The following is a 23,172-nucleotide window of genomic DNA, read 5'->3' as shown; positions in this document are numbered from 1 at the left end:
TTAGCCGCCACTGCGCAAAATATGAAGAAAATGGCGTTACTCGCCGCTTTTTTGCATTTTTTTAGGGTGATATTAGCGCATATGAAGCTCATAAGAAGAGAGTTGGACGTCGATAATCAACAATGTGGCTCAAGATGTGTTTTTAAATAAAAGTCCTGAAATGCGAATAAACCTATAAAAGAAAACCCCCACTTTAAAAAAAAGTGGGGGTTTGTCATTAATCTGAAGACCATGTTAAATGGTCTTTTTTGTTTATGGTCTGCGACCACAGTAGCTTAAGATCGCAAGGTTCCACCCTGCACGGGCCAAAAGGGGATCAACAGCAATCCCCTCTTGGATCACCCCTGCCGTTCCGGCAACATTTTCTGGGAAGCGAAAAAGTTGCGACGGAAATAGATCCAGCGTTTGACCTCGTTTTAGTGTTCTTCAGCCTTATTTGAAAATGCTAACGCTTCCGATGGGGCGTCCCTTCCCCTCGAAAGCTAGCTGGCCGTCCATGGCCAGCTCACGTCATTTTCTTCAACGGCTTCAATGTAATGAATCCTGAAACACGAGATAAGCTATCATCAGAACAAACAAGTTATATATAAGATATTTCTATTGTTACCTAATAATGATAATTGTGCATTGAACAAAGCCAGAAGCGATTCATGGCTTATAAAGTGCACGAAATACATACAAACTAAATGTTCTAAAAAAAGGGGCGGGGGATGCTATATAAGTACTTGGATCCAGATCGAATTAATATCTTAGAATCGGGCCTTATTCGGTTTACGCAACCTAGTGACTTTAATGATCCTTTTGAGTTTAAACCGGTTGCCTCTACTTTGGCTTCAAAAGCTGAAATAGATAAGTATGTTGACCAATATATGGATGAAATACTCCAAGTTGAGCTTAAAAAGTATCCACTTGAAGTCAGAACTTTAATTCCTCTCAAACAATTAAAGTTGATTACACGTCAACTCTATAGTCAAAATTTGCCTGAAATTGAAAAAAAACTAGTTGAAATGGGAAGTGCTACCACTCAATTATTCAGTGATAAATCAAATGAGTTGATAGGGGTACTTTCGTTAACAGAAAATAATAGTAATTTATTAATGTGGTCCCATTATGCTAGGTCTCATAAAGGCTTTTGTGTTGGCTTTGATAAAAAATCGGATTTTTTTAATCAAACAAGAAGCAGAAAGGATGAGTTTTATCATTTACGCAAAGTTGAGTATTGCAAAGATAGGCCAATAAGCCGCTTAACACAGTTGAGTGGTGTTGAATTGCTATTGATTAAGTCCGAAGCATGGCAATATGAACAAGAGTGGCGAATGTGTGCCGCATTAACTGACTCAAGCTCGAGCTTTACAACTGATGAAAATCCGCTCCCTATCCATCTTTTTGAATTCCCGAAAACGGCGGTAAAAGAAATCATTTTGGGCGCATGTATCAGTCAAGATAATAAAGATAAATTGCTGGGGATTATAAAAACAAACGAAGAATATAACCATGTTGCTGTTAAGCAGGCGATTATATCTTCAAAGCAATTCAAGCTTGAGTTTATTGATTTATAGCAAATCAAGTCTGCGAGACAATTGAATGCTGGCTTTTGTCACTTTGACTTTCTTTCCCCTATTTAGAAAATAGAAATAGCCTGTGTTTTATCTCAACTATTTTCTCTGCACAGAAAGGATATTAAATGCGAAGGCCAACAAAGGAGCAAATTCGAGAATTACCGCTTTACGAGGGTATAGCGCTTGAAAATATCATCGTGGTTACAAACACCGCTGACGCTATTAGTGCAATAGCAGAGTTAAAAACACACTCTTGCTTAGGCTTTGATACCGAGAGCAAACCTTGTTTTATAAAAGGTGAGGTCAGTGATGGACCTCATTTAATTCAAATTGCTACACAATCCAAAGTGTTTTTATTCCCTACTCAGTTTTATGAGCACTTTACCGACATTAGTGATGTACTGTCGGACCCTATGATAAAAAAAGTGGGCTTTGGATTAAAAGAAGACAGAAAAATACTCATGAGAAAGTTCGGTATTAAGTTAGTTAATACTGAAGAGCTTTCTTCAAAAGTGATGCGGTTTGCCCGCGTTAAACAGCGTGTTGGCGCTAGAGTTGCGGTCGCTATGTTTTTTAATCAACGGCTATCTAAGAGTGCACAACAATCTAATTGGTCAATATTCCCTCTGCATAACCATCAGAAAAAATATGCGGCAAATGATGCCCATACTGCATTACTCATCGAACTCGAAATAGAAAGACAGAGCCAACAGTAATCTTACAAATATGGCACCTTTCACCACTCAATAGGCTTTATTCTCCTTTATATTTTCTTTTTCTGTTGAGCTCAGCAACGGAATAAACACAACGAATATATAAATATTTGTTATCAAATCAATAAAATTTGATAATTTTTATTAATGTCGTGTTCGCCGTAAGATTACTCCATCGAAACAAATGACGAATCAATTAATGGTGTTTTAGGAGTAAGTTATGAAAATGAATCATGTAGGTTTGATGGTTGGCGACATGGATAAAGCGGTTGAGTTTTATACCAAAGCGCTGGGGTTACGAGTGGTAATGGGTAACACAAAAGTACAAGAAGAGCGTAAAACAGCGATTGGCAAAATGTGTATTGCCGTATTTGGTGAAGGCTTTAAAGGTTTTAACATTGCGCACTTAGTCACTACCGATGGTATTGGTGTTGAGTTATTTGAAATGGTTGATCGCCAAGAACGCCATGATGTTGATTTTACACGTCTGGGTATATTCCATTTTTGTTTGCAAACCGATGATTTTGAAGGGGCGATTGCACGTACTGAACAGTATGGCGGCAAGGTGCGTATGGACATTATGCGTTACCATCCTGAAGACGATAGCAAACCCGCTAAAATGGTTTATTTAGAAGATCCGTTTGGTAACTTATTTGAATTCTACTCGCATACCTATGAAGAAACTTACGCAACTGATTACGAGTAATAGCAACATCTTAACAAGCGACCTCTGGGTCGCTTTTTGTTTGCCTTATAAAAACGATTGGCCGCTTGATACCCCTAAAACTGTCGCCATTTTTGAACGACTTTTTAGGTCGTAACGCTTAATTTGCTCTATTGCTGTTTTTTTAGCTTGACTTAGCATGCAGTTAAACTAGTATATGGACATATAGACGTCCAAACGGCTAAATGGTTTGGTTGAAATAAACTGAAATGAGTCAAGTTAGCCGCTTGGTATAGACTCCGAAGTGTTACAGAAGTTGAAGGAATACATTATGGCTTTTCATCATGCACAACATGCCCAGTCGTTAAATCAGAGCTTGTCTGAGCTGAATGATATTAATGTGTCGTTTGAGTTTTTCCCGCCTTCAACCCCTGAGATGGAAGAGATCTTGTGGAACTCTATTCGTCGTTTAGAGCCATTAACCCCTAAGTTTGTCTCGGTTACTTATGGTGCCAACTCTGGAGTACGTGACCGTACACACAGTGTGATTGAGCGTATTCAAAAAGAAACAAACCTGCTAGCTGCGCCGCATTTAACCTTGGTTGATGCCAGTGACGAAGAGCTCGTTGAGTTAGCTAAACATTATTGGAACTCGGGCATTAGAGACATTGTGGCGCTGCGTGGGGATTTACCTGAGGGCAGTCCAAAACCTACGCGTTTTGCCAACGATTTAGTCAGTTTATTACGCTCTGTAGCTGACTTTGATATTTCAGTTGCTGCCTATCCTGAGGTGCACCCAGATGCGCGTAATGCACAAGCTGATTTGATAAATTTAAAGAAAAAAATTGATGCAGGTGCCAACCGCGCCATTACCCAGTTTTTCTATGATGTTGAATCTTATTTACGTTTTCGCGATCGTTGTGTCACTGCTGGCATTGATGTTGAGATCATCCCTGGCATCTTACCTGTGACTAACTTTAAGCAAACTAAACGTTTTGCCGATATGACCAATGTGGCGATTCCGCATTGGTTACATCGCCAGTTTGAAGGCTTAGATGATGACCCTGGTACTCGCCAATTAGTGGGCGCAAACGTGGCCATTGATATGGTAAAAGTGTTGGCGCGTGAAGGCGTTAAAGATTTCCACTTTTATACCCTTAACCGTGCAGAATTAACCTATGCGATTTGCCACACACTGGGTGTGCGTCCGAAGTAAGGTCATCTGGGATTGGGTATTGAAACCTTCTGTAATATGATTACAGAAGGTTTTTTGATTTTTAACGAGGAAATTCAGTGTCTGAGTTAGCGGGTCTATGCCCTATTTGTCATCAACAAAATGCGTGTTCAATGGCGCTTGGGCAAGATATTTCAAGCTGTTGGTGTGTCGATTCTGCTTATAGTGCGGTTGAATTGATTCAGCAATATGTAACGAGATATCCAGACAAGGCTATCCGTGCAGATCAATGTGTCTGTGTTACCTGTTTAGCGAAAATAGCACTCATCACAGCTACAGAACCCTCTGCAGTACAATTATTTATTCCTTGAGCCGCTATTTTGCCATTACCTGATATATACCCAATCAACTTGAAAATACGTGTTTCAGAGCTTCACCTTGTTTTCAATACTAGGCGAGTTAATGTAGTTACCTTGTAAATTAACGCAACAACGCTTTTGTTTTAAAAATCAGGGGAACACAGTGAAACTCCTAAAGGGCAAGTTTTACACGCGTTTATGCTACGGCTTTTGTTAATTTAGCTGATTTTGGAAAGGGAATAACCATTACCCGCAATCAATGCCTTGCCTAAACGCGTGTAAATTCTTGCTGAAATCGAGCATCTTCAGGTTGGTTGGATATAGTCATTTCAATTGTTAATTATTTGTTGTTTACAAGCGCTTGGTAGGTATACTAAAACCTCAATATGTTGAGGATAATAATAATGTTAAAAAAAATTCTCCTAGGGGTTGCTGTCCTTATCGCCATCCCTTTCATCGTCGCGTTATTTATTAAAACCGATTACTCCGTTACCCGCACCGTTACCATAGACAAGCCTGTAACTGAGGTTTTTGACTATGTTAAACATCTAAAAAATCAAGATAACTTTAGTAAATGGGCCCAGATGGACCCAGAAATGGTCAAAACGTATCGTGGCACAGACGCGACTGTTGGTTTTGTGTCTGCATGGGCCAGTGAAAATAAAGACGTAGGTGTCGGCGAGCAAGAAATTATTGCCATTGACGAAGGTAAACGTATCGATTTTGAATTACGCTTTCTTTCACCATTTGAAGCCACAGAACCTGCTTATATGACTACAAAGGAAGTGTCTACAAATCAAACCAAAGTCGAGTGGGGTTTTAGTGGTCATATGAATTACCCAATGAACCTAATGTTTTTATTTGTTGATTTTGAAGCCATGATTGGGGCCGATTTACAGCAAGGTTTAGACTCATTAAAAGTCATACTTGAAAAAGAGTAACGGACTAACCTGTTTTATCTTGAAGATGATTCATCACATCTTGCCTTAGGTTGCCTTGATTAACGTAATCGGGGTAACCTAAAAAATTGCATAGTGGTGACGGGTTTGGGCCGTTGAAACCATAATAACAATAACCAAACATCTAATAATAATAATTTCGACAATAGTCATTACTCATTATGAGGTTTTACATGGAAGCAATCACAAGTTTTGTCAGTACGGTCAACGGTATTGTGTGGGGGATCCCCATGCTGGTTATGATTTTAGGGGTAGGGTTATTCCTGTCTATTGGGTTAAAACTCATGCCTATTTTAAAGCTGGGTCGCGGATTTAAATTATTATGGTCTGGTCGCCAAGTGACCGACGAAAGCGAAAAAGGCGATGTGAGTCCGTTTAATGCGTTAATGACTTCGTTATCGGCAACAATAGGCACAGGTAATATTGCGGGTGTTGCTACGGCAATCTTTATTGGTGGTCCGGGTGCCTTATTTTGGATGTGGTGTACTGCGCTTGTAGGTATGGCGACCAAGTTTTCTGAAGCGGTATTGGCGGTAAAATATCGTGAGACAGATGCCAACGGCAATCATGTTGGTGGCCCAATGTATTACATCAAAAATGGCTTAGGCAGTAAGTGGGCATGGCTCGGTACCGCTTTTGCTATTTTTGGTTCTATTGCCGGTTTTGGTATTGGTAACACGGTACAGGCTAACTCGGTTGCTGATGCTTTAAGTAGTAATTTTGGCGTGCCAAGTTGGGTGACTGGCGTGGTATTGATGGTATTGGTTGGTGCGGTATTAATGGGTGGTATTAAGCGTATTGCTGAAGTTGCTGGCAAGTTAGTACCATTAATGACGGTGTTTTATATTACTGCGGGTATTGCAGTATTGGTGGTGTATGCCGACCAAGTTCCTGCGGCCTTTATGCTCATTATTGAAAGTGCCTTTAACCCTGTTGCGGCTCAAGGTGGTTTTGCTGGCGCAGCGGTATGGGCGGCGATTCGTTTCGGTGTGGCCCGCGGTGTGTTTTCAAACGAAGCGGGGTTAGGCAGTGCACCTATCGCTCACGCTGCAGCGCAAACCAATAACCCCGTTAAGCAAGGCTTAGTGGCCATGTTGGGTACGTTTATCGATACTATCATTGTGTGTTCTATTACCGGTTTAGCCATTGTAGTTTCAGGCGCCTGGACTTCGGGCGAAAATGGCGCGGCATTGACCTCGTTTGCCTTTTCACATGCCTTGCCAATGGGCAATTATATTGTGGCTATTGCGTTGGCGATTTTTGCTTTTACCACCATTTTAGGTTGGAGCTTTTATAGCGAAAAATGTGTTCAATATCTGTTAGGTGATAAAGCCGTTAAGCCATTTCGTTTAATTTGGACGTTAGTGGTGCCATTAGGCGCGGTGAGTTCATTAGAGTTTATTTGGTTATTGGCCGACACATTAAATGCCATGATGGCGATTCCAAACTTAATTGCATTAGTGTTACTGAGCCCTGTGGTATTTAGTTTAACCCGTGAGTATTTTCTCAAACAGCGCGCACTCAAAGCGCAGAGTTAATGTTGCGCAATGGTATTAACCTTATAATTCATAGTCTCTGTTAGACACGTTAATCAATTTTGGTACTCAGTTTAAGCATGTTCATTATTTTAGTGAGCATGCTTTTTTAAAAGGATTTTTACATGAACAAAGCATTTTTGGCCACATTAGGCGCGACCGTGTTAGCGGTGTTATTTACCGCGGGTTGCTCTAATTTGGGGTTTAGAACCAATGCGGGCGATATCGCGGTAGGTAACGTAAAAGCAGGTAATGTTGATACATATACCTCTGCGGAGATGTCGAGGTTTAAAGCGAGGTTTTTGGGCGAAGTTACGACATATTATTGCGAAAACTCATTAAACCCGGCGAAATTGGATAATTTACCCAGTTTGTCGTCTATGGCTAAGTCGCTTAAGGTACAAGTGTCGCAACGCGGAGGTAATGCGATTGTGATGAAGCAATGCGGTCGCCTTGTTGATCCATCTTGTAGTGCTTATTTAGAATGTAATGGCGAAGCTTATAGTATTGATAGAGGCTTTTAATTCATCGCAGGTCCAGCCTATTGCTGCTTAGCAATAGGCACTAATCTAAGCGTTTATTAAAGCGCTTAGCGGCTACCCACAATCCAACTAACGTAAATCCCACTAGCCATAACATATCCTTATAGAGCTCTCCTAGCGTTGCTCCTTTTAACACTATTGCCCGTATGACTCGCATAAAGTGGGTGCCAGGTAGGGCTTCAGCTATCCATTTGGCTGTGGTTGGCATGGCTTCTAACGGGGTGATAAACCCCGACAGTAATATGGTTGGCAGTAAAATAAAAATTGTCATCTGCATGGCTTGAAGTTGAGTTTGGGCAATGGTTGAAATGATTAAACCTAAGGTTAAGCTAGCGGTAATAAACAGTAATGTGCCAAGCAATAAATGACTGATAGATCCATTAATCGGCACGGCAAAAATGAGGTGACCTAGCCCTAAAATAATGGTCATTTGTATGAGGCCAATAACGATGTAAGGTAGAATTTTTCCTATCATCAATTCAAGCGGTTTAATTGGGGTGGTGATCAATAACTCCAAATTGCCGCGTTCTCGTTCTCGCACAATGGCGGACGAGGTAAATAATACCATGGTCATGGTAAGGATCACGGCGATGAGTCCCGGCACAATATTGACTGCCGATCGCTGCTCAGGATTATAAAACAGGCTCACTTCAAACCGAGATGAGCTATTGGTTTGCTCTGGCACAATATCGTTGAGAGACAGGTTTTTGAGTTGTTTGATCGCACCAGCGATCATGGTGTCTGACCCATCGACTATCCATTGGCCGATGGTTTCGTTATGCGCTAATTTTTCAGTTAACGTTGGCGGTAAAATTAACGCGGCTTTAATGTCGCCTCGTCTAATGGCGGCCTGTGCTTGCTCTGCCGTAGTTAAATATTGTTTTACCTCCACCACTTGAGTCACTTTAACCGCTTCAACTATCCAGCGCCCTGCAGCAGAATCACTTTGGTCAACAATAGCCACGGGAATTGCACGCACATCGGTATTGATGGCATAACCAAATAACAACAATTGAATCAGCGGGATCATAATCACCATGGCAAAAGTAATACGATCGCGGCTTAGCTGTTTGATTTCTTTAGCGGTAATGGCATAAATGCGTAAATAACTATGATAAATACTGCTCAATGGGCTAACCATGATGTTCGCCCTCGTGTTGCATCGGTTGGCAAGATATAGGCTGACCCGTGTGGCTCACAAACACGTCTTCTAGATTTGCGCTCACTAGGCGAATGTCTTGTGGCTTCAGCTGCCGATTGTGCTGCTGGCATTGATGCAATATCCAGGGGATAGGATCGCTGATGTTCTTACTCACTAATACCCGTAGGCGATGGCCTAATTGCGCCGCAGAGGTAACGTGCTCAATGGCAATTAATATCTGTTTTAATTGCCTTAAATCAGTTGTAGTAATTTCAATTACGTGAGCATTGATGTTGTCCATCAATGATTTTGGTGTGTCATCGGCTCTAATGTGGCCTTTTTCCATGATGGCGATTTTATGACAGCGCTCGGCTTCATCCATATAGTGAGTGGTCACTAAAATGCTGGTGCCTTGTTCAGATAAGTCGAATAACTGCTCCCAAAAGTCTCGCCTGTTTTGTGGGTCAACCGCTGAAGTGGGCTCATCTAAAAACAACAATGAAGGTTGGTTTAAACAGGCGCAGGCCAGTGCAAGTCGTTGCCGTTGTCCGCCGCTGAGTGTGCTTGCTAATTGGTGTTGATATTGATTGAGTTTATAAGTGCTTTGCAGTTGATCAATTCGTTTCTTACATTGGTCTGCATTAATGCCATAAATTCGCCCAATAAATTGCAGGTTCTCTTTAACGGTGAGATCGTCATAGAGGGAAAACTTTTGTGTCATATATCCAATGTGCTGACGCAATGCTTCAGCTTGTTTAGGGATGCTTAGCCCCATGACATTAATATCGCCTTCGCTCGGTGTTAACAAGCCGGTTAGCATTCTAATGGTGGTGGATTTACCGCAACCGTTGGGGCCTAAAAAGCCATATATATGGCCTTTAGGCACAGATAAATTTAAGCGTTCAACTGCAGCAAAGTCGCCAAAGCGTTTAGTGAGATTATGTGCTTGTATTACCCATTGAGGGTCTATTGGTTGGGTCATTTTTGCGCCGGTAAGATAACTTGAGCAGGAATACCAGTAGGGAGTTCACTGGCGGTGTCATCTAAACTGACTTCAGCTAAAAATGCCAGTCGCGAACGATCGGCTTGATTGAGTGCGTAGTAGGGCGTGAATGCGGGTTCGGTGCTTATCCAGCGAAGTGTGCCGTTAAAGTCGTTATCGATACCGTCCACCTTTACTGCCAAGCTTTGGCCTATATGCAGCTTAGCGGCGTAAGGCTCGGGAATATACACTCTGGCATAAGGCGCTGCATCGGCCTGTATTACCGCCACCACAGCACTTAGAGGAACACGTTCGCCAATATTGTAAGGTAGGTTGTCTAATTTTCCGCTGCGTGTTGCGCGGATACTCAAGTCGCTATACACCTGTTGCTCGTAGCTTAAATTTGCCGTGGCTGCGTCGAGTGCCGCTTGAGCTTGAAAGATATCTTCTTGGCGAACGCCTTTGATCAAAACGGTTAAGCGATCGTTTGCCGCATCGTATTCGGCAGTCGTTTGATCTCTAAGGGCTAAAGCCCGATCACGTTCGGCCTCACTGACTAAGCGTTTAGCCAATAAACTGGCTGTGCGTTGATAGGATTTTTGCGCTTCAATTTTGGCCGCGTTGGCACTTTTTAATGCTGAGTTTGCGCTGGCAATATCTTCTGGTCGCTCGCCATTAGTGAGCTTTAATAAATAGGCTTTGGCTTTAACCACTTCGGCTTGCATCACGGCTAATCGTGCTGCTTGTTTGTGGGTATCAAATTGGACTAATAAGTCTCCTTGATTAATTTGCATGCCTTTTTTGATGGGTTGGGCGGTAATGATTTCAGCGGCTGTGGCGCGCAGCAACACGCGATCGCGCTCTAAGGTTCCCAATGCTTGGTCGGGCGTGGCCGGCGTGCAACCGCTGAGAACGGTGACACTCAATAAGAACGCTGAAAATAGCAGATGCTTCATAGCAAGTCTCATATAAGGATATGATTACACTATAGCATTGCATTTGATGAGCCAGCTAAGTGTGATTTACACCACACTTAGCTAATGAACGTTACAAAAATGAGCTTAGACAATAGTTCTTAAGCGAAATAATTATTCGAAGTTATTGTCAAATTCTGAGTCTTCAAACAAGTCGACAGCCAATGACGGAGCCACATGCTTAAATTGGCGGGCAAAGTGTCGTTGTACCCCTTTAAGATCAATATTACCGATCCCAGAAGCAAAACCAAACCAGGCATAAAGGCCACTGATGTCTTCAAACATCGGCGGTAAATATTTGGGTTTGGCAATAATGCCTTCCTGATAAGCTTGATAAAGTACTGGAATATCTTCGATAGCGAGCTTACCTAAAAATAACATCGGGATCAGTTCTGGCAAGCCGGTGCTAATGGCACTGCGGATAAAGTTAATGTTTTCAACATAACCGCGCACATATGAAATATCTTTAGTAAAAAAGCTGCCGCCAGCGACCATGCCGCCACGAAACACTCTTTGAGTCACGCGATAACTGTCTTTTGAGCTTAAATTCAGGTTTCTAAAGTAGCGATACACTTCGATAAAGTCGGCACCTTGTTCAGCCATATCGACAGCTGAAACTCGGTCGCTAATACGACGAGCACGCCCAGGATTTGAGCTAAGAGTCAGCATTTCCATCAGCACTGCCAGGCCTTCTTGCGACGCCGTTACTCGCGGCGACCCGACACTGAGCCAGGTAGCATGGGGCTGAGCACGACCATTGAGCGTTGTGCCCACATGCACCCAACCCTCATGGACCTCATACACATTGAGATCGGATTCGCTAAACATGGCGCTAGTATTTAGTTTTACTGTATCGCCACCCACCGCGGCGTCAGAGGCGATACCATCGCTTAATTTGACGTGGATTTCATCGTTATGAAAATACTTAACTAAGCGCTCACTCAGTACGTCAACGGCTTCTGGGGCGGTAATAATTTTAGGATGACGATTACTCATATGACGCGCAGCAGGTAACGAGAAAATATGGCTCAAGCGGTCGCCGAGTTGACGGAGTGTATGGCGATCGCCGTGCAATTTATGGCTTGCACTGCCGTAGAGTTCTTGACTGAGTTTACCAAAGGTAGGGTTACCGCGATTATGCAGCATGTCGATCACGATGCGGTATTGATCAATGTTAGCCAGGAGAATTTTGCCTAATTTATCTCGTTTACCTAACCCTCGTTCAATGGCACTTTTTAAACCTTGAAGATCGGTTTGAGTTTGAGCGGCATTGAATGACAACGGAATCGATTGATAAAAATCATTACTCACGTTGGGCAATGTTTTAGTTTGCTTGGCTAAAAAGTCATCTTCAATTTGTTTAGGCCATTTAATCGAATCTAAAATTTTAATCGGTGCTTGGATGCGAATTAATTCATCAGAAAAACGACGAATATCCTGCTGATAACGCAATAAAGAGTCAGACATTGTCTTTTCCTAATCTAGAAAACCTGAGGCATGAAGTTTTGTTGCATATTCCTGATGCTAATGAGCATATACCCAAACAACCTGAAGACGCTCGATTTCAGCAAGAATTTACACGCGTTTAGGCAAGGCATTGATTGCGGGTAATGGTTATTCCCTTTCCAAAATCAGCTAAATTAACAAAAGCCGCAGCATAAACGCGTGTAAAACTTGCCCTCTGGGAGTTTCACCGTGTTCACACTACGTTGTTGCGCTAATTTATAAGGTGCCTACATTACCGCATTAACGCGCCTAGTATTGAAAACACGGTGAAGCTCTGAAACACGTATCTTCAAGTTGATTGGGTATATATTAGCAGAAGTCGATCACAAAACAGCAATGAAAAAATATAGTGGCATAAGCCCTATTTTGGTGCGTGTTGAGCGTTAATTAAGTAAGTATTATATTAGTTTAGACTTTATCGTATTGAAAATAATGGATTTACTTGTTGGCATTAAAAGTGCTTTGTTTCATTGTCGTGTCGATGAAGAGGACTGCATATGGCTGCAATGAGTTATTTAAGCGTGATTGAGCGTTATCACGAATACGAAAATCTAGTACACGAACTGCTTGAGTCCATTTTAGTGGGTGTGGGTGATGTGAATTTATTCGATAAGCCTGTTTCAGCAAAAGTGTTTGAAGATATGGCGGTGAGTTATCCGTTTGTTGAACTGATTTATTTACTCGATGAACAAGGGATACAGGTTAGCCCCAATATCAGTGTTGTTAACCAGCAAGTGAAGCTCCTCAATAACGGTAAACAGGCCGATAGAAGTCAGCGGCCTTATTTTACTCAACTTTCTCAGGCCAACACAGCACACATTACCCGGCCTTACTTGTCTAATGCTGGTGGTGGTTTGTGTTTATCAGCATCACAAATCTTAACCTCATCAACGGGTGAGACAGGCATTGTGGTGATAGATGTCAATTTAACTCGGCTCATTGAGTTCATGATGGGCGACAGCGCAAGGCGTAAAATGTCGCCGTTCTTTAAAAGTATTTATGCCGCCATAGTCTTGTGTCTTTTTGTGTTGGTGACCGTACTGATGTGGACGGTGACATTAGATATTTATGAGCTCTTTAGCCAGGCATCGGCCCGTCATGATCCCTTGCAGCCCTTTGGCATTATTATCTTTTTAACTTTGGCACTGGCTATTTTTGACTTGGGTAAAACCATATTGGAAGAGGAAGTGCTGATGCATAAAGATATATTTCGGCACAGTTCGACGCGTAGAACCATAACCCGGTTTATTTCAACGATTTTAATTGCGATTTCGATTGAAGCCTTACTGACAATGTTTAAAGCGTCATTAGGTGAAAAACAATATATTGAGCCAGCCATTTTAATGATGCTTGCCGTAGTGGGATTGTTGGTCGGCCTAGGTATCTATGTGTACCTTGGCGCGAAAGCTGAATTATTATTAACCCAAACGCAGGCAAACAGACACGGCGGCAGAGCAGAAAAAAATACCCTATAACGGTATTAAGATAAATTAAAAAGGGATAAACACGATGTTTATCCCTTTTTGCTAGAAAAAGTCGTCATCACCAATGGCTTTGCGTAATTGCGCTTGTTCGAGGAAATCCTCTAACCTGCGTTTGATTTGACGCTTATGCTGTAATGACTCGGTTGACTTACTGCCTCTAGGCGTTGTCATCGCGTCAATTTCTGTGTCATCTGGCACTCGATCTGTAAGATTAGCCATAACGAAACCCTCAAGTTGAATGGGAAAAACGAAACGAATTCAATGAGCACTTTCTAACTAAAAAAACACTAATAGAAAAGTAAAAGTTTTTGTCTGACATGGACAGCTATTTTCACCTTTCATTTTGAGTTTAGCATTAACAAATTTTCTTGCGATAAAACCGGTTAACATTTGTGACTGATATCGCCTACATAAAAATGCCACTGTATATAACAGTGGCATTTTCTTCAATAAAAATAGCGTGATAGCCTAATTTTATTGCAATGGCTTATAGTGTAAAGCCGTATGAGTAACCTAAAACTATTTTGGCATCGCTGTCTGGTAAGTCAGTATCTGAAGCCATGAATGACACAGTACCAATGTCAGTTTCTGCGCTTAATGTCACGTTGTAGTCTGTGTATGTGTCACCAAATAGATCTTCGACGACATCACCTTGTGAGTAACCGTAGTGGAACGCTACGCTGAGCTTTTCAGTTAATGGGAAGCTTGCATTAGCTTGGATATAGCTCCAATCTTTTTCGTCTGATGCGCCTGATACATCTGAGTCTGCATTAACAACTTGAGAGTAGCCTACGTCTAACCATTTCCAACCCAGTACGATAGCGATTTCACCAAAATCGATGCTGGCACCAGCATCTGGATACGCATAATAGATGTAACTTACATCGTACGTTAAATCTTCTGTGAAGTTACCACCGTAACCACCATAAAAGTCTAACTCGTAGCTGGTTTCATCACCAAAATCGACATTTGAAGCCCAAGTACCGGCATAAAAACCAGAGTCGTGTGCGTAATCAAGGCCACCTTGAATCGCCGCTTCATTACTGGTTTGCGTAGTACCGCGCCATAAGTAGTTTGATGTTGCGCCAATATTGCCAGTGACTTCAGCAAGGGCGCTGCCGCTCAATAGTAAACCTGTTGATAATGCAATTGCTTGATATAGTGATTTTTTCATCTTCATCCCTTAATGTTTTATTGTCACTGAGTCATTTATTTATGGTTTAAACATACTCAATGTCGGTTTGTCTGATGATAAATTAGCGAATCGCATGCCACTTTTGTTATTTTATATTAATCAATGGTTTAATTAACGATGCTACATTTTGTAGCAAGGCTGTTGCGGCTTAATGATGCAACGCTGCACTTTTTTTGTGCAATTATGGATCTATGGTAATAGCTTGAGATTAAGCCATAAACTGAATTGATCTTTGGCATTTGTTAAATGTTGCGCATAAAAAAACCTCCAGAAGGAGGTTTTCGTCAAAAGGCGTTAGCGAAAATTAATTCACGCTGTCTTTTAATGTTTTACCGGCTTTAAACTTAGGCACTGTCGCTGCTGCGATTTGAATTTCTTTGCCTGTTTGTGGGTTACGGCCAGTACGTGCTGCACGTTGAGTGGTTTCAAATGAACCAAAACCAACGATTGAAATCTTGTCGCCATTTTTCATCGCTTCAGTTACCGCTTCTTCGAAAGATTTTAGTGCGCGGCCAGCTTCAGCTTTAGTTAGTTCTGCATTTTCTGCGATTTTTGCAATTAATTCACTTTTGTTCATATTGGTATTCTCTGCTTTCCATAGAAGTGTTTTTTAAAACATCATTAACATGCCACAAGCCATGCAGGTTTAAAAGCACTTTATCCTATAAATTCAGTATCTGTAATGGTTTTGGAGCAAAATAAGCCTAAATCATTCGACTAAAGGGTGATCAATTTACTCTTCTAACAATTGGTAAAGAATTTTCTTTACCAATTGTGGTTCGAAAGGCTTATCACATAAGGCGTTAACCCCAGCACTGAATACATTACTTAGGTGGGTGTCGTTTGCTTCAGATGACACCATTAAAATAGGAATATGTGACTGCTGACTTTCGTTACGAATGTATTGCGTTAGCGCTAAACCATCTACTGAAGGCATGTTGTAGTCGGTGATGACTAAGTCATACATGTTGTTTTTCATCAAGCTTATTGCTTGTTCTCCATCTTCGGCTTCGGTAATAAGTTGCATACCTAAATTGCCGATAGTGCGTTTAATCACGTTACGTGCCATCCGACTGTCATCGACCACTAATACCCGAATATTGTGGACATCAAAATGGCTTAAATCGAGTTCATCATTACTCAGTAAATCAACGGTAGAGTTGAGCGCTGTGGCGAGGTTTTCGGCGTTAAATGGCTTAGGTAAAATAGCCACTACGCCAGATTGTCTAAATATTTCTAATTGTTCACGGCGGCATTCACTGGAGACCAACATAAATTGAATGTCGTTTAACCCTGGAGTGTTTTTGATATATTGCAATAACTCAGTCGATTCACCATCAACAAAGTGCAATGCACTGGCTATCAAGTCGGGTTTATGACGTTGAATGATCTCTTTTGCTTGGGTAATTGTGGCGGCCGTTTGTATGCTGCTGACGCCTTCTTGTTGTAAGCGGCTAATGATTATTTTGCGCTGCGTGTCAGACGATTCGACTAGCAAAATAGACAGCTCGCTTGGAGATAGACTTTTCATGATTAACGTTCCGCGTTGATGTATTTATTATTTTAGTTTTAGGGTGTTGCTGTATTGTTGAGCGTGTTAACTCATGATACCCAAACTTATGAGGTGATTATAGACAACAGGTTAGGTTATGTCTTTTGCTCTGCTTTTGCGCCAACCAAATAAGTGCGAGTGACGGTAGATAATCCCACCCACCATTGAAATCCAATAAGCGTGGTGAGTAGTAGCCATAAAGGGATCAGTGGAATGTTGTACCCTTGAAACGTTAAATTCACGTCATTAGGGGTAATTTGGTAGGCAATGATAGCCGTTGTGCTCATTGCAGCTAGGCCAAGCGTTTGTAATCCCACATAAAAAAACAATACTACTCTTGTCCATTGGGCGCGGGTCAATATGCCAAATAATAGTGGCAAAACACCCAGGGTGAGTAAATCAAATGCATAAAAAGTGGTCATACGCCAAAGCGCGATTAACGTAAGAAGTGCATACAGTGCTACCAGCATTTTTACTCTTAACGGCATGGCGGATTGTGCTATCTGATTCATATTGGTCATCTGGCTATAAAATTTGAGGTAGAATATCGCACAAACACGCCAGGTGGATATATTTTGATGACAGAAAACGATTTTTGGGCACTGGTTACACGTGATAAACCAAGCCAATCTTCTGATGACATTGCGCAACAACTGCGTGATAAATTAACCGCTTTAGACGATGACTCACTTAAAGCATTTGATAAAATGTTCGGCCAACAATTACGTCGCAGTTATTTGTGGTCAGTTTGGGGGGCAGCCTACATTATTGCCGGCTGCGATAGCGATTACGCCTTTGCCGAGTTTAGGTGTTTTTTGTTGTCGTTAGGCCAGCAATGGTATGACAAGATCGTTAACAACCCCGATTGCTTAGGTGAATTAAACGACTGGCCGTTAGTGGATAATTACGCTTATCCATTTGTTGAAGATTATGATCTTATTGCCGGGCAGATTTACGAAGATCGAACCGGGCATGAATTACCTTTTGTGCCGTCTGGACAAAATACGCCCGTGGGTAAAAAATTCAGCACTAAGCCAAAAATTATGCGGCAAACCTATCCATTATTAAGTGCACGGTTTCCATTTTAAGCGCGTGACTAGATTGTTCTTGTTAAGCGTTGGTTCAGCTTGATAACGCTAAAGTGAATGCATTGAATATGTCACTATGAGTGGCGACTCATGTTACTGCTGCGCAGCTCAAGTTATCCGCGTTAAAGTGGAGAACGGTTAGGTATTTTGGAGGTTTATTATGAAGATTAAATATTTACTATTGGCTTCGGTATTTTCGGGGCAGGTTGCGATGGCTGAAGATGCGCCTGAGCCTAATCCGCTAACGGAAGTTGGCGTGGTAAAAATTGAATGGCAAAATCCAAAAGAATTTCGAGATATTAAAACCTCTACGGAACTGCAATCGCGTTTTGAAAAGCGCTTATTTGAAACCTTAACTAAAAATATTAATAAACAGGCTGAAAAGTCGCTTAAACCGGGGCAAACCTTGCACATGCAAGTGACTAATCTGGATTTAGCCGGAGACATGCGCCCAACCTTTGGTGCGACACCAGGTGATTTACGCATTGTAAAAGATTTGTATCCACCACGTGCTACATTTAGTTTTACAGTAAATGAGGGGGATAAGGTCATCATTAGCGGTGATGAAAAAATCACTGATATGAGCTTTATGTACAACTCGCACCGTTTCAATGACAGGCCGTTTCAGTATGAAACCACGCTTTTTACCGATTGGCTGCAAAAGAGTGTTGAGCCTAAGTTATAGTGCTTTTGGTGACGTCATTGGATATATCGCTTTAAAAGCAAAAGCTCCACAGTTGGAGCTTTTATTTTTTATTCAGCCAGTGAAGTCACCATTAAAGCCCGCAAAGCCAACATAAGCACAGCTAATGAAACGTTAGGTTACTTAGCAAGCTTAAACACTTGCAGTGTTTGTAGCAGTGTCGCGAGCTTTTTAACAAACGCTTCTAGTGTTTCTGGGGCGACGTGCGTGCTGTTTTGCATTTTATCGAACTCAATGACAAGCTCTTGCACGTAAGGTAAAAAGCGGTTACTGCTTTCGGTGAACCCCTGGTCTTCAGTAAAAATCGCCACAAACTTACCATGACCTGCTTTACGCAACTCATCTAGGCGGGTATCTGAATCAATGGCTTGTCTATAGGCTATTTGCAGGTTTTCTTTTATCTGTAGAAAAACATTGGTGTACGGCATAATTGCCTCATACTGCATGGGTAAAGAATATAACTAATTATAAGGAGCTGCTATGCAGGCAACAAGGAAAAGTCGGCTTAATTTTAATATCGGTTTGATTTATCGTCATTTACAACGCAATGCCAAATTATTTTATACATTGTTACTGTGTTTATATGCCCTTCCTGCCGCGGCATTGGATTCACCCGTATTTTATAAAGTAGAATATCAGCAACAGCAAGCCTATTTATTAGGTTCGATTCATATTGGACAAGCTGATTTCTATCCTTTAGCGCAACACATCGAATCGGCGTTTACGCAGTCTGATGCATTGGTGGTTGAGGCTGATATTACACAAGGAAATGCGGCAGCGTTGTTGCAACAATACGGGGTGTTGTCGCCAGACATTGCTGCTGATGTTGATACCACGCGCAAGGTCTATTGCCAAACGCATCAAGCCATGTGCCAGGCGTTAGCGCCATATGCCCCCTGGTTACAGTCAACGCAAATTAGCGTAAACCGTTTTGCTGAGCTGGGGTACAGTGCTGAACAAGGTGTCGATGCCTATTTTACTGCCAATAAAAAAGACAAAGCCTTGATTGAACTTGAAAGTATTCAATTTCAATTTGAGCTTATTTCATCATTTTCAGTAGAAACACAATTACAAATGCTCGACGATGCGATTAACGCCAGCGATGCTGAAATGCTTGATTTGATCCACGCTTGGCGTCAAGGCGATGCGCAGGCATTAGCGCGAATTATGGAAGCGCAAGCGGGTGAGTCTGACGAGTTTTTGGAAAAATTATTGTGGCAGCGTAATCATTCAATGACACACAAAATAATCCAGTTGCTACAAGGCAAAACGCAAAAACAATTGTTTATTGTGGTGGGTGCAGGGCATATTGTTGGCCAACAAGCTATCCCTGATTTACTCAGACAACAAGGTGCGACGGTAACGCGATGCACCTTATTGCAATGTTGATACTGTGAGTAAGCAACAATCCGAGTGTTATTTTGTCGGTGATTGAGCTAAAAAATGGACATAACGGCCAAGCGATAAATACGGTTCGCGTTGCGAGTAAGCCAGCTCCATTTCTATCAGTTGTTGAGTGTCAAAGTCAGGCGGTAAATGTTTTTTAAGGTAATCGTTAATGACTCGTACCCCTGACTGCGTCACCATTGTGAGTTGCCATTGGGCAAACCACTGGCGCACATCTTCGATGTATAGTGGGTGCGTGGGGGTTAAGCCGACCTTCTTTTTAACCACAAAATCACGTTTTACATAGTCAAAATTACCCGACACCAGGCTGTGGAATCGTAACGCTTCTTTGTTGTAAAACATCAACGAAAATAAACCATTAGGTTTAAGTAGTTGCAGCAGTCCGTTTAGGGTGGTGTTGGCATCGATAAGCCACTCAGCTACGGCATGGCACAATATGACATCAAATTGCCCATATTGTGCAGCTGTTAATGCTTGAATAGGACTGTGTACTAATTCAATCGATAATGGTGTCTGGGATGCGGCAATTTGTTGTTTGGCCAATGCGAGCATTTGTTCTGAAATATCACAAAGCACTACTTCGTGACCTAACGCCGCAAACTTTTGACTCAAAAAACCAAATCCCCCCCCCGCATCTAAAATTCGTAACCGTGGTTTACCCTGAGCAGCAAGTGCTGGAGCGAGGTCTCGCCATAACACGGCTGCACGGATTTCACCTTTGGTGGTACCGTAGATGTTGTTAGCAAATTTAAGACTGAGTTTATCGAAGTTTTTATCTTGCACGGTATCATCACGTTATTGAATCAATGTCAGTGTTGTAATTGTCTCATTGCGAATGAAAAAAGGTAAAGACAAATCATCAGTTGTGTCCAGACAGTAAAGAAAAGTTTGCCGATAAATCAATATGGACTGCCACCACAACGGATATTAAACGCATTTAACAATTAGCTATTTAGTAACCTCAATACTGTAAGGTATAATGATTGATTAACCGTTTTGCAGCTTAGTATTTTGGCTGTCTATTTAGGGTCTATATTGTGAGTCACGACTACGCTATTGAATTAAAAGCGATGCCTTCGCTTTTGTCTTTGTATCGCAACATTCTGTTTGGGCGTAAGCCTGGGTGGGATCAGCAACCGTTGCCGACGATTTATGTGCAAGCATCAAATGTGGTGATGTCACAAGAGAAAATTCGCCAATATGCTGAAGTGTGTGGCTTTGAATTTGACGGTGTTACGTTACCACCAACGTATTTATATGTGTGGGCTTTTCGATTACATGCGACTATTTTTACCCATAAAGCGGTGACCTTTCCGTTGTTGGGCATGATCCACCTTAAAAATAGCATCAGTGTATTTCGCCCTGTGCGAGCTGATGAAACCTTAACGGTACAATGTGAACTTTCTGGCAGTCGTAATACTGATTCAGGTCTTGAGTTTGACTTAGTCTCTAAGGTATTTGTGGCGGATGAATTAGTATGGCAAGCCTTGTCGACGTATTTATATCGTATTGACACGCCCGGTCGTCGTGCTCGCCCACCTAAGGCGTCGGAAATGGCCTGGGAAGATGTAAAGCAATGGCGGTTAACGGAAGATTTAGGCCGTCGTTACGCTAAAGCCTCTGGCGATTATAATCTTATCCATTTGCATCCTTTATTGTCGAAACGTTTTGGCTTTGAGCGTGTACTTGCCCATGGTATGTGGTCAAAAGCGCGGGCGTTATCACAATTGATGCCACACATTGGCGAACGTGCTTTTCAGGTTGACGTTGAGTTTAAGCTCCCTGTGTTTATGCCATCAGAAGTCACTTTTGGCTTTGAAAGTATTGAAAACGGTAAACGTTTTGAAATGCGTGACGTTAAAGGGCGCAGACCACATTTGCAAGGCAATGTGACCTATTTATAAGCATCGACGTAAATGCCAATAGTAAAAAGCTCAAGTCAGTGACTTGAGCTTTTTCGTTTATTATTTTTGATAAATATGCACATCGCGTTGCGGGAACGGAATGCTAATACCTTCAGCGTCAAAGCGCATTTTAACTGCCCGAGTAATGTCCCAATAGACTTCCCAGTAATCATCAGGGTTGACCCAGGGTCTCACGATAAAGTCGACAGATGATTCGCCTAAGGTATGCAGTTTTACAATCGGTTCTGGTTGGGCATGAACTTTAGGGTGCTGTTCAACGATACTTTTTAAAATCGTTTCCGCATGTTCAATATTGTCGCTGTAACTAATGCCGAAGGTCATGTCTACCCGGCGTTGATGCTCGGCGGTAATATTATTAATAGTATCCCCCCAAATTTTATTGTTAGGAACAATCAGTCTTTGATTGTCTAACGTTTTGATGGTGGTAGACACTAAGCTCATGTGGCTCACACGGCCAGTTACTCCGGCGGCATTAATTAAGTTGCCGACATCAAATGGACGATAAATTAAGATCATCATGCCCGAGGCAAAGTTTGACAGTGTGTCTTGTAATGCAAACCCGATAATCACACCGGCGATACCAAAGCCCGCGAGTAATGGGCCAAGTTCAAACCCCAGTTGTGATAGGGCGATTAATAAGCCTACGGCATAAACCACCTTACTAGACAGCGAGATAAAAAACTCTTGTAACAGTTGGCTAAATTGTAGTTTAGAGGCGCGGACTGTTTTGGCAATAATTTGGTTTACGATTTTGGCGATTAAACTGGTCACGAACAAAATGAACAAGAACACCAAAATTTTAAATGTGAGATTAGGGCCGTTATTGATGGTTTGGTCTTTAATCACTTTGGCCCAACCCTGGAGTAAATTAGACGCCACGCTAAAGTTCAATACATCCTGGGTAATGTCACCAGACACGCTAAACAAGGTTTGTTTAATTTGCGATACATTTTCGCCTAAGCTTTCAAGGATTGACGCCGAAATTGCTAAGCTTGAGCTGTTTTGTCCTAAACGTTCTTTTAAAGACAGCACATTGGCTTTTTGTTCGGCGCTAATATCTGCACCCGCTTTAGCGGCTTCAGCAACGGCTTTTTGTAATTCGTCTTGGGTGTAATTCACTAAGCTGTCAAATTGATCGGCTCGTTGAAGCATAAAGTCGGTAAACGTTTGCTTTTGCGTGGCGACATCAATGCCTAAGGTTTCTGCCCATTGTAGGGTTTCTAAAGTTGCTTTTAAGTAATGGTCACGTTCAAATTCACGGTCAGACATGGCGGCAATCACTTTGCTGTCATCGTCACGGCCTAGTTGATTACTGAGCAACAACAAATCGACATCTAAATAGCTAATCACCTGGCGTAAAAACACCAATTGATTTTGCACTAACGGGATAAGGTATTGTGGATCTGTGGTACCGGAGGTCATTAACTGATCGATTTCATCACGTAACTGCGATGATTTATTTTTAATTCGATATTCGGTAATGGTACGCATTTCGCCTTTAGCCGACGATAATAACTGCGTGTCATGATCAATGGTTTGTTGCAACAAGGTCATTTTATTGAGCGTATTAGTGTCGATAGCGACACTAGAGGCACTGGTTGTTTCTGGTGCTGCTGTGATGGGGTCTTGTGCTGACACTGATGGCGTGATTAACAATGTGGTCGTTAATAAAAGTAAAGCAGGTAAAGTCCGTAACATCTAAGCGCGTCC

Annotated in this window: 25 protein-coding genes; 13 read left to right on the top strand and 12 right to left on the bottom strand. The window is 41.9% G+C overall.

Features of this window, described 5'->3' with window-relative positions:
• Positions 1 to 710: 710 nt before the first annotated feature.
• From GQA99_RS05020 to GQA99_RS04985, 8 genes are all read left to right on the top strand, one after another.
• Complete coding sequence (locus GQA99_RS05020; protein ID WP_160052792.1) at positions 711 to 1,559, top strand: DUF2971 domain-containing protein; 849 nt, start codon at positions 711 to 713, stop codon at positions 1,557 to 1,559.
• A 125-nt stretch (positions 1,560 to 1,684) separates the two neighbouring features.
• Positions 1,685 to 2,275 (top strand): 3'-5' exonuclease, encoded by a 591-nt coding sequence (locus GQA99_RS05015; RefSeq protein WP_160052791.1) that lies wholly within the window; start codon positions 1,685 to 1,687, stop codon positions 2,273 to 2,275.
• 217 nt (positions 2,276 to 2,492) lie between these two features.
• Positions 2,493 to 2,978, top strand: a complete 486-nt coding sequence (locus GQA99_RS05010; RefSeq protein ID WP_160052789.1) for a VOC family protein — start codon at positions 2,493 to 2,495, stop codon at positions 2,976 to 2,978.
• Between the two features lie 289 nt (positions 2,979 to 3,267).
• Complete coding sequence (gene metF, locus GQA99_RS05005; protein ID WP_160052788.1) at positions 3,268 to 4,152, top strand: methylenetetrahydrofolate reductase; 885 nt, start codon at positions 3,268 to 3,270, stop codon at positions 4,150 to 4,152.
• Positions 4,153 to 4,229: 77 nt separating this feature from the next.
• Positions 4,230 to 4,481, top strand: coding sequence for a cysteine-rich CWC family protein (locus GQA99_RS05000; protein ID WP_160052786.1), 252 nt, complete (start codon positions 4,230 to 4,232; stop codon positions 4,479 to 4,481).
• Between the two features lie 392 nt (positions 4,482 to 4,873).
• Positions 4,874 to 5,410: an SRPBCC family protein gene (locus GQA99_RS04995; RefSeq protein ID WP_189386255.1), complete on the top strand. Its 537-nt coding sequence runs from the start codon at positions 4,874 to 4,876 to the stop codon at positions 5,408 to 5,410.
• 191 nt (positions 5,411 to 5,601) lie between these two features.
• Positions 5,602 to 6,966 (top strand): alanine/glycine:cation symporter family protein, encoded by a 1,365-nt coding sequence (locus GQA99_RS04990; protein WP_160052785.1) that lies wholly within the window; start codon positions 5,602 to 5,604, stop codon positions 6,964 to 6,966.
• Between the two features lie 122 nt (positions 6,967 to 7,088).
• Positions 7,089 to 7,487 (top strand): hypothetical protein, encoded by a 399-nt coding sequence (locus tag GQA99_RS04985; RefSeq protein ID WP_160052783.1) that lies wholly within the window; start codon positions 7,089 to 7,091, stop codon positions 7,485 to 7,487.
• 40 nt (positions 7,488 to 7,527) lie between these two features.
• Here GQA99_RS04985 and GQA99_RS04980 read toward each other — a convergent pair whose 3' ends face one another.
• From GQA99_RS04980 to GQA99_RS04965, 4 genes are all read right to left on the bottom strand, one after another.
• On the bottom strand, positions 7,528 to 8,646 hold the full coding sequence (locus tag GQA99_RS04980) for an ABC transporter permease (RefSeq protein ID WP_160052782.1): 1,119 nt from the start codon (positions 8,644 to 8,646) through the stop codon (positions 7,528 to 7,530).
• The gene (locus tag GQA99_RS04975; protein WP_160052781.1) at positions 8,639 to 9,628 is read right to left on the bottom strand and encodes an ABC transporter ATP-binding protein; all 990 of its coding nucleotides are present in this window, start codon (positions 9,626 to 9,628) and stop codon (positions 8,639 to 8,641) included. Before GQA99_RS04975 ends, GQA99_RS04980 begins: the two co-directional genes overlap by 8 nt.
• Positions 9,625 to 10,584 (bottom strand): HlyD family secretion protein, encoded by a 960-nt coding sequence (locus GQA99_RS04970; RefSeq protein WP_160052779.1) that lies wholly within the window; start codon positions 10,582 to 10,584, stop codon positions 9,625 to 9,627. The genes GQA99_RS04975 and GQA99_RS04970 overlap by 4 nt, the downstream gene beginning before the upstream one ends.
• 132 nt (positions 10,585 to 10,716) lie before the next feature.
• Positions 10,717 to 12,069, bottom strand: coding sequence for a flavohemoglobin expression-modulating QEGLA motif protein (locus GQA99_RS04965; RefSeq protein WP_160052777.1), 1,353 nt, complete (start codon positions 12,067 to 12,069; stop codon positions 10,717 to 10,719).
• Between the two features lie 536 nt (positions 12,070 to 12,605).
• On the opposite strand from GQA99_RS04965, the gene GQA99_RS04960 reads away from it, so the two are divergent.
• On the top strand, positions 12,606 to 13,583 hold the full coding sequence (locus GQA99_RS04960; protein WP_160052775.1) for a PDC sensor domain-containing protein: 978 nt from the start codon (positions 12,606 to 12,608) through the stop codon (positions 13,581 to 13,583).
• 51 nt (positions 13,584 to 13,634) lie between these two features.
• Here the strand turns inward: GQA99_RS04960 and GQA99_RS20580 are convergent, their stop codons facing one another.
• The 5 genes from GQA99_RS20580 to GQA99_RS04940 all read right to left on the bottom strand — a co-directional run bounded on the left by GQA99_RS20580 (position 13,635) and on the right by GQA99_RS04940 (position 16,851).
• Positions 13,635 to 13,811, bottom strand: a complete 177-nt coding sequence (locus GQA99_RS20580) for a PA3496 family putative envelope integrity protein (protein WP_170293502.1) — start codon at positions 13,809 to 13,811, stop codon at positions 13,635 to 13,637.
• A 268-nt stretch (positions 13,812 to 14,079) separates the two neighbouring features.
• Entirely contained in the window at positions 14,080 to 14,766 is a 687-nt protein-coding gene (locus tag GQA99_RS04955; protein ID WP_160052774.1) for a TorF family putative porin, read from the bottom strand.
• Between the two features lie 325 nt (positions 14,767 to 15,091).
• The gene (gene hbs / locus GQA99_RS04950) at positions 15,092 to 15,364 is read right to left on the bottom strand and encodes a non-specific DNA-binding protein Hbs (protein ID WP_011638950.1); all 273 of its coding nucleotides are present in this window, start codon (positions 15,362 to 15,364) and stop codon (positions 15,092 to 15,094) included.
• 156 nt (positions 15,365 to 15,520) lie between these two features.
• Entirely contained in the window at positions 15,521 to 16,318 is a 798-nt protein-coding gene (locus tag GQA99_RS04945) for a response regulator (protein ID WP_160052772.1), read from the bottom strand.
• 116 nt (positions 16,319 to 16,434) lie between these two features.
• Entirely contained in the window at positions 16,435 to 16,851 is a 417-nt protein-coding gene (locus tag GQA99_RS04940; RefSeq protein ID WP_229785958.1) for a hypothetical protein, read from the bottom strand.
• A gap of 66 nt (positions 16,852 to 16,917) precedes the next feature.
• Here GQA99_RS04940 and GQA99_RS04935 point away from each other — a divergent pair, with 66 nt between their 5' ends.
• Together GQA99_RS04935 and GQA99_RS04930 are read left to right on the top strand one after the other, a co-directional pair.
• Positions 16,918 to 17,427, top strand: a complete 510-nt coding sequence (locus GQA99_RS04935) for a DUF4240 domain-containing protein (RefSeq protein ID WP_160052769.1) — start codon at positions 16,918 to 16,920, stop codon at positions 17,425 to 17,427.
• A gap of 160 nt (positions 17,428 to 17,587) precedes the next feature.
• Positions 17,588 to 18,112 (top strand): DUF3016 domain-containing protein, encoded by a 525-nt coding sequence (locus tag GQA99_RS04930; protein ID WP_160052768.1) that lies wholly within the window; start codon positions 17,588 to 17,590, stop codon positions 18,110 to 18,112.
• A gap of 137 nt (positions 18,113 to 18,249) precedes the next feature.
• Here the strand turns inward: GQA99_RS04930 and GQA99_RS04925 are convergent, their stop codons facing one another.
• A complete protein-coding gene (locus GQA99_RS04925) occupies positions 18,250 to 18,558 on the bottom strand; it encodes a prephenate dehydrogenase (RefSeq protein ID WP_160052767.1) in 309 nt (102 codons plus the stop codon).
• A gap of 52 nt (positions 18,559 to 18,610) precedes the next feature.
• Here GQA99_RS04925 and GQA99_RS04920 point away from each other — a divergent pair, with 52 nt between their 5' ends.
• Entirely contained in the window at positions 18,611 to 19,519 is a 909-nt protein-coding gene (locus GQA99_RS04920; RefSeq protein WP_160052766.1) for a TraB/GumN family protein, read from the top strand.
• Between the two features lie 27 nt (positions 19,520 to 19,546).
• On the opposite strand, the gene GQA99_RS04915 is transcribed toward GQA99_RS04920, so the two are convergent.
• A complete protein-coding gene (locus GQA99_RS04915; RefSeq protein ID WP_160052765.1) occupies positions 19,547 to 20,320 on the bottom strand; it encodes a methyltransferase domain-containing protein in 774 nt (257 codons plus the stop codon).
• 287 nt (positions 20,321 to 20,607) lie between these two features.
• On the opposite strand from GQA99_RS04915, the gene GQA99_RS04910 reads away from it, so the two are divergent.
• Positions 20,608 to 21,441, top strand: coding sequence for a MaoC family dehydratase (locus GQA99_RS04910; RefSeq protein WP_189386256.1), 834 nt, complete (start codon positions 20,608 to 20,610; stop codon positions 21,439 to 21,441).
• 60 nt (positions 21,442 to 21,501) lie between these two features.
• Here GQA99_RS04910 and GQA99_RS04905 read toward each other — a convergent pair whose 3' ends face one another.
• A complete protein-coding gene (locus GQA99_RS04905; RefSeq protein ID WP_160052762.1) occupies positions 21,502 to 23,160 on the bottom strand; it encodes a mechanosensitive ion channel family protein in 1,659 nt (552 codons plus the stop codon).
• Positions 23,161 to 23,172 lie beyond the last annotated feature (12 nt).

Source organism: Shewanella litoralis (genome assembly GCF_009828585.1).
GTDB classification, from domain to species: domain Bacteria; phylum Pseudomonadota; class Gammaproteobacteria; order Enterobacterales; family Shewanellaceae; genus Shewanella; species Shewanella litoralis.
This window is presented reverse-complemented; position numbering and strand designations above follow the sequence as displayed.

Excerpts from the sequence above, each read along its gene's own strand:
- GQA99_RS05020 (WP_160052792.1), top strand. The coding sequence starts at position 711 with ATGCTATATAAGTACTTGGATCCAGATCGAATTAATATCTTAGAATCG.
- GQA99_RS05015 (WP_160052791.1), top strand. The coding sequence starts at position 1,685 with ATGCGAAGGCCAACAAAGGAGCAAATTCGAGAATTACCGCTTTACGAG.
- GQA99_RS05010 (WP_160052789.1), top strand. The coding sequence starts at position 2,493 with ATGAAAATGAATCATGTAGGTTTGATGGTTGGCGACATGGATAAAGCG.
- metF (WP_160052788.1), top strand. The coding sequence starts at position 3,268 with ATGGCTTTTCATCATGCACAACATGCCCAGTCGTTAAATCAGAGCTTG.
- GQA99_RS04995 (WP_189386255.1), top strand. The coding sequence starts at position 4,874 with ATGTTAAAAAAAATTCTCCTAGGGGTTGCTGTCCTTATCGCCATCCCT.
- GQA99_RS04990 (WP_160052785.1), top strand. The coding sequence starts at position 5,602 with ATGGAAGCAATCACAAGTTTTGTCAGTACGGTCAACGGTATTGTGTGG.
- GQA99_RS04985 (WP_160052783.1), top strand. The coding sequence starts at position 7,089 with ATGAACAAAGCATTTTTGGCCACATTAGGCGCGACCGTGTTAGCGGTG.
- GQA99_RS04980 (WP_160052782.1), bottom strand. The coding sequence starts at position 8,646 with ATGGTTAGCCCATTGAGCAGTATTTATCATAGTTATTTACGCATTTAT.
- GQA99_RS04975 (WP_160052781.1), bottom strand. The coding sequence starts at position 9,628 with ATGACCCAACCAATAGACCCTCAATGGGTAATACAAGCACATAATCTC.
- GQA99_RS04970 (WP_160052779.1), bottom strand. The coding sequence starts at position 10,584 with ATGAAGCATCTGCTATTTTCAGCGTTCTTATTGAGTGTCACCGTTCTC.
- GQA99_RS04965 (WP_160052777.1), bottom strand. The coding sequence starts at position 12,069 with ATGTCTGACTCTTTATTGCGTTATCAGCAGGATATTCGTCGTTTTTCT.
- GQA99_RS04960 (WP_160052775.1), top strand. The coding sequence starts at position 12,606 with ATGGCTGCAATGAGTTATTTAAGCGTGATTGAGCGTTATCACGAATAC.
- GQA99_RS20580 (WP_170293502.1), bottom strand. The coding sequence starts at position 13,811 with ATGGCTAATCTTACAGATCGAGTGCCAGATGACACAGAAATTGACGCG.
- GQA99_RS04955 (WP_160052774.1), bottom strand. The coding sequence starts at position 14,766 with ATGAAAAAATCACTATATCAAGCAATTGCATTATCAACAGGTTTACTA.
- hbs (WP_011638950.1), bottom strand. The coding sequence starts at position 15,364 with ATGAACAAAAGTGAATTAATTGCAAAAATCGCAGAAAATGCAGAACTA.
- GQA99_RS04945 (WP_160052772.1), bottom strand. The coding sequence starts at position 16,318 with ATGAAAAGTCTATCTCCAAGCGAGCTGTCTATTTTGCTAGTCGAATCG.
- GQA99_RS04940 (WP_229785958.1), bottom strand. The coding sequence starts at position 16,851 with ATGAATCAGATAGCACAATCCGCCATGCCGTTAAGAGTAAAAATGCTG.
- GQA99_RS04935 (WP_160052769.1), top strand. The coding sequence starts at position 16,918 with ATGACAGAAAACGATTTTTGGGCACTGGTTACACGTGATAAACCAAGC.
- GQA99_RS04930 (WP_160052768.1), top strand. The coding sequence starts at position 17,588 with ATGAAGATTAAATATTTACTATTGGCTTCGGTATTTTCGGGGCAGGTT.
- GQA99_RS04925 (WP_160052767.1), bottom strand. The coding sequence starts at position 18,558 with ATGCCGTACACCAATGTTTTTCTACAGATAAAAGAAAACCTGCAAATA.
- GQA99_RS04920 (WP_160052766.1), top strand. The coding sequence starts at position 18,611 with ATGCAGGCAACAAGGAAAAGTCGGCTTAATTTTAATATCGGTTTGATT.
- GQA99_RS04910 (WP_189386256.1), top strand. The coding sequence starts at position 20,608 with ATGCCTTCGCTTTTGTCTTTGTATCGCAACATTCTGTTTGGGCGTAAG.
- GQA99_RS04905 (WP_160052762.1), bottom strand. The coding sequence starts at position 23,160 with ATGTTACGGACTTTACCTGCTTTACTTTTATTAACGACCACATTGTTA.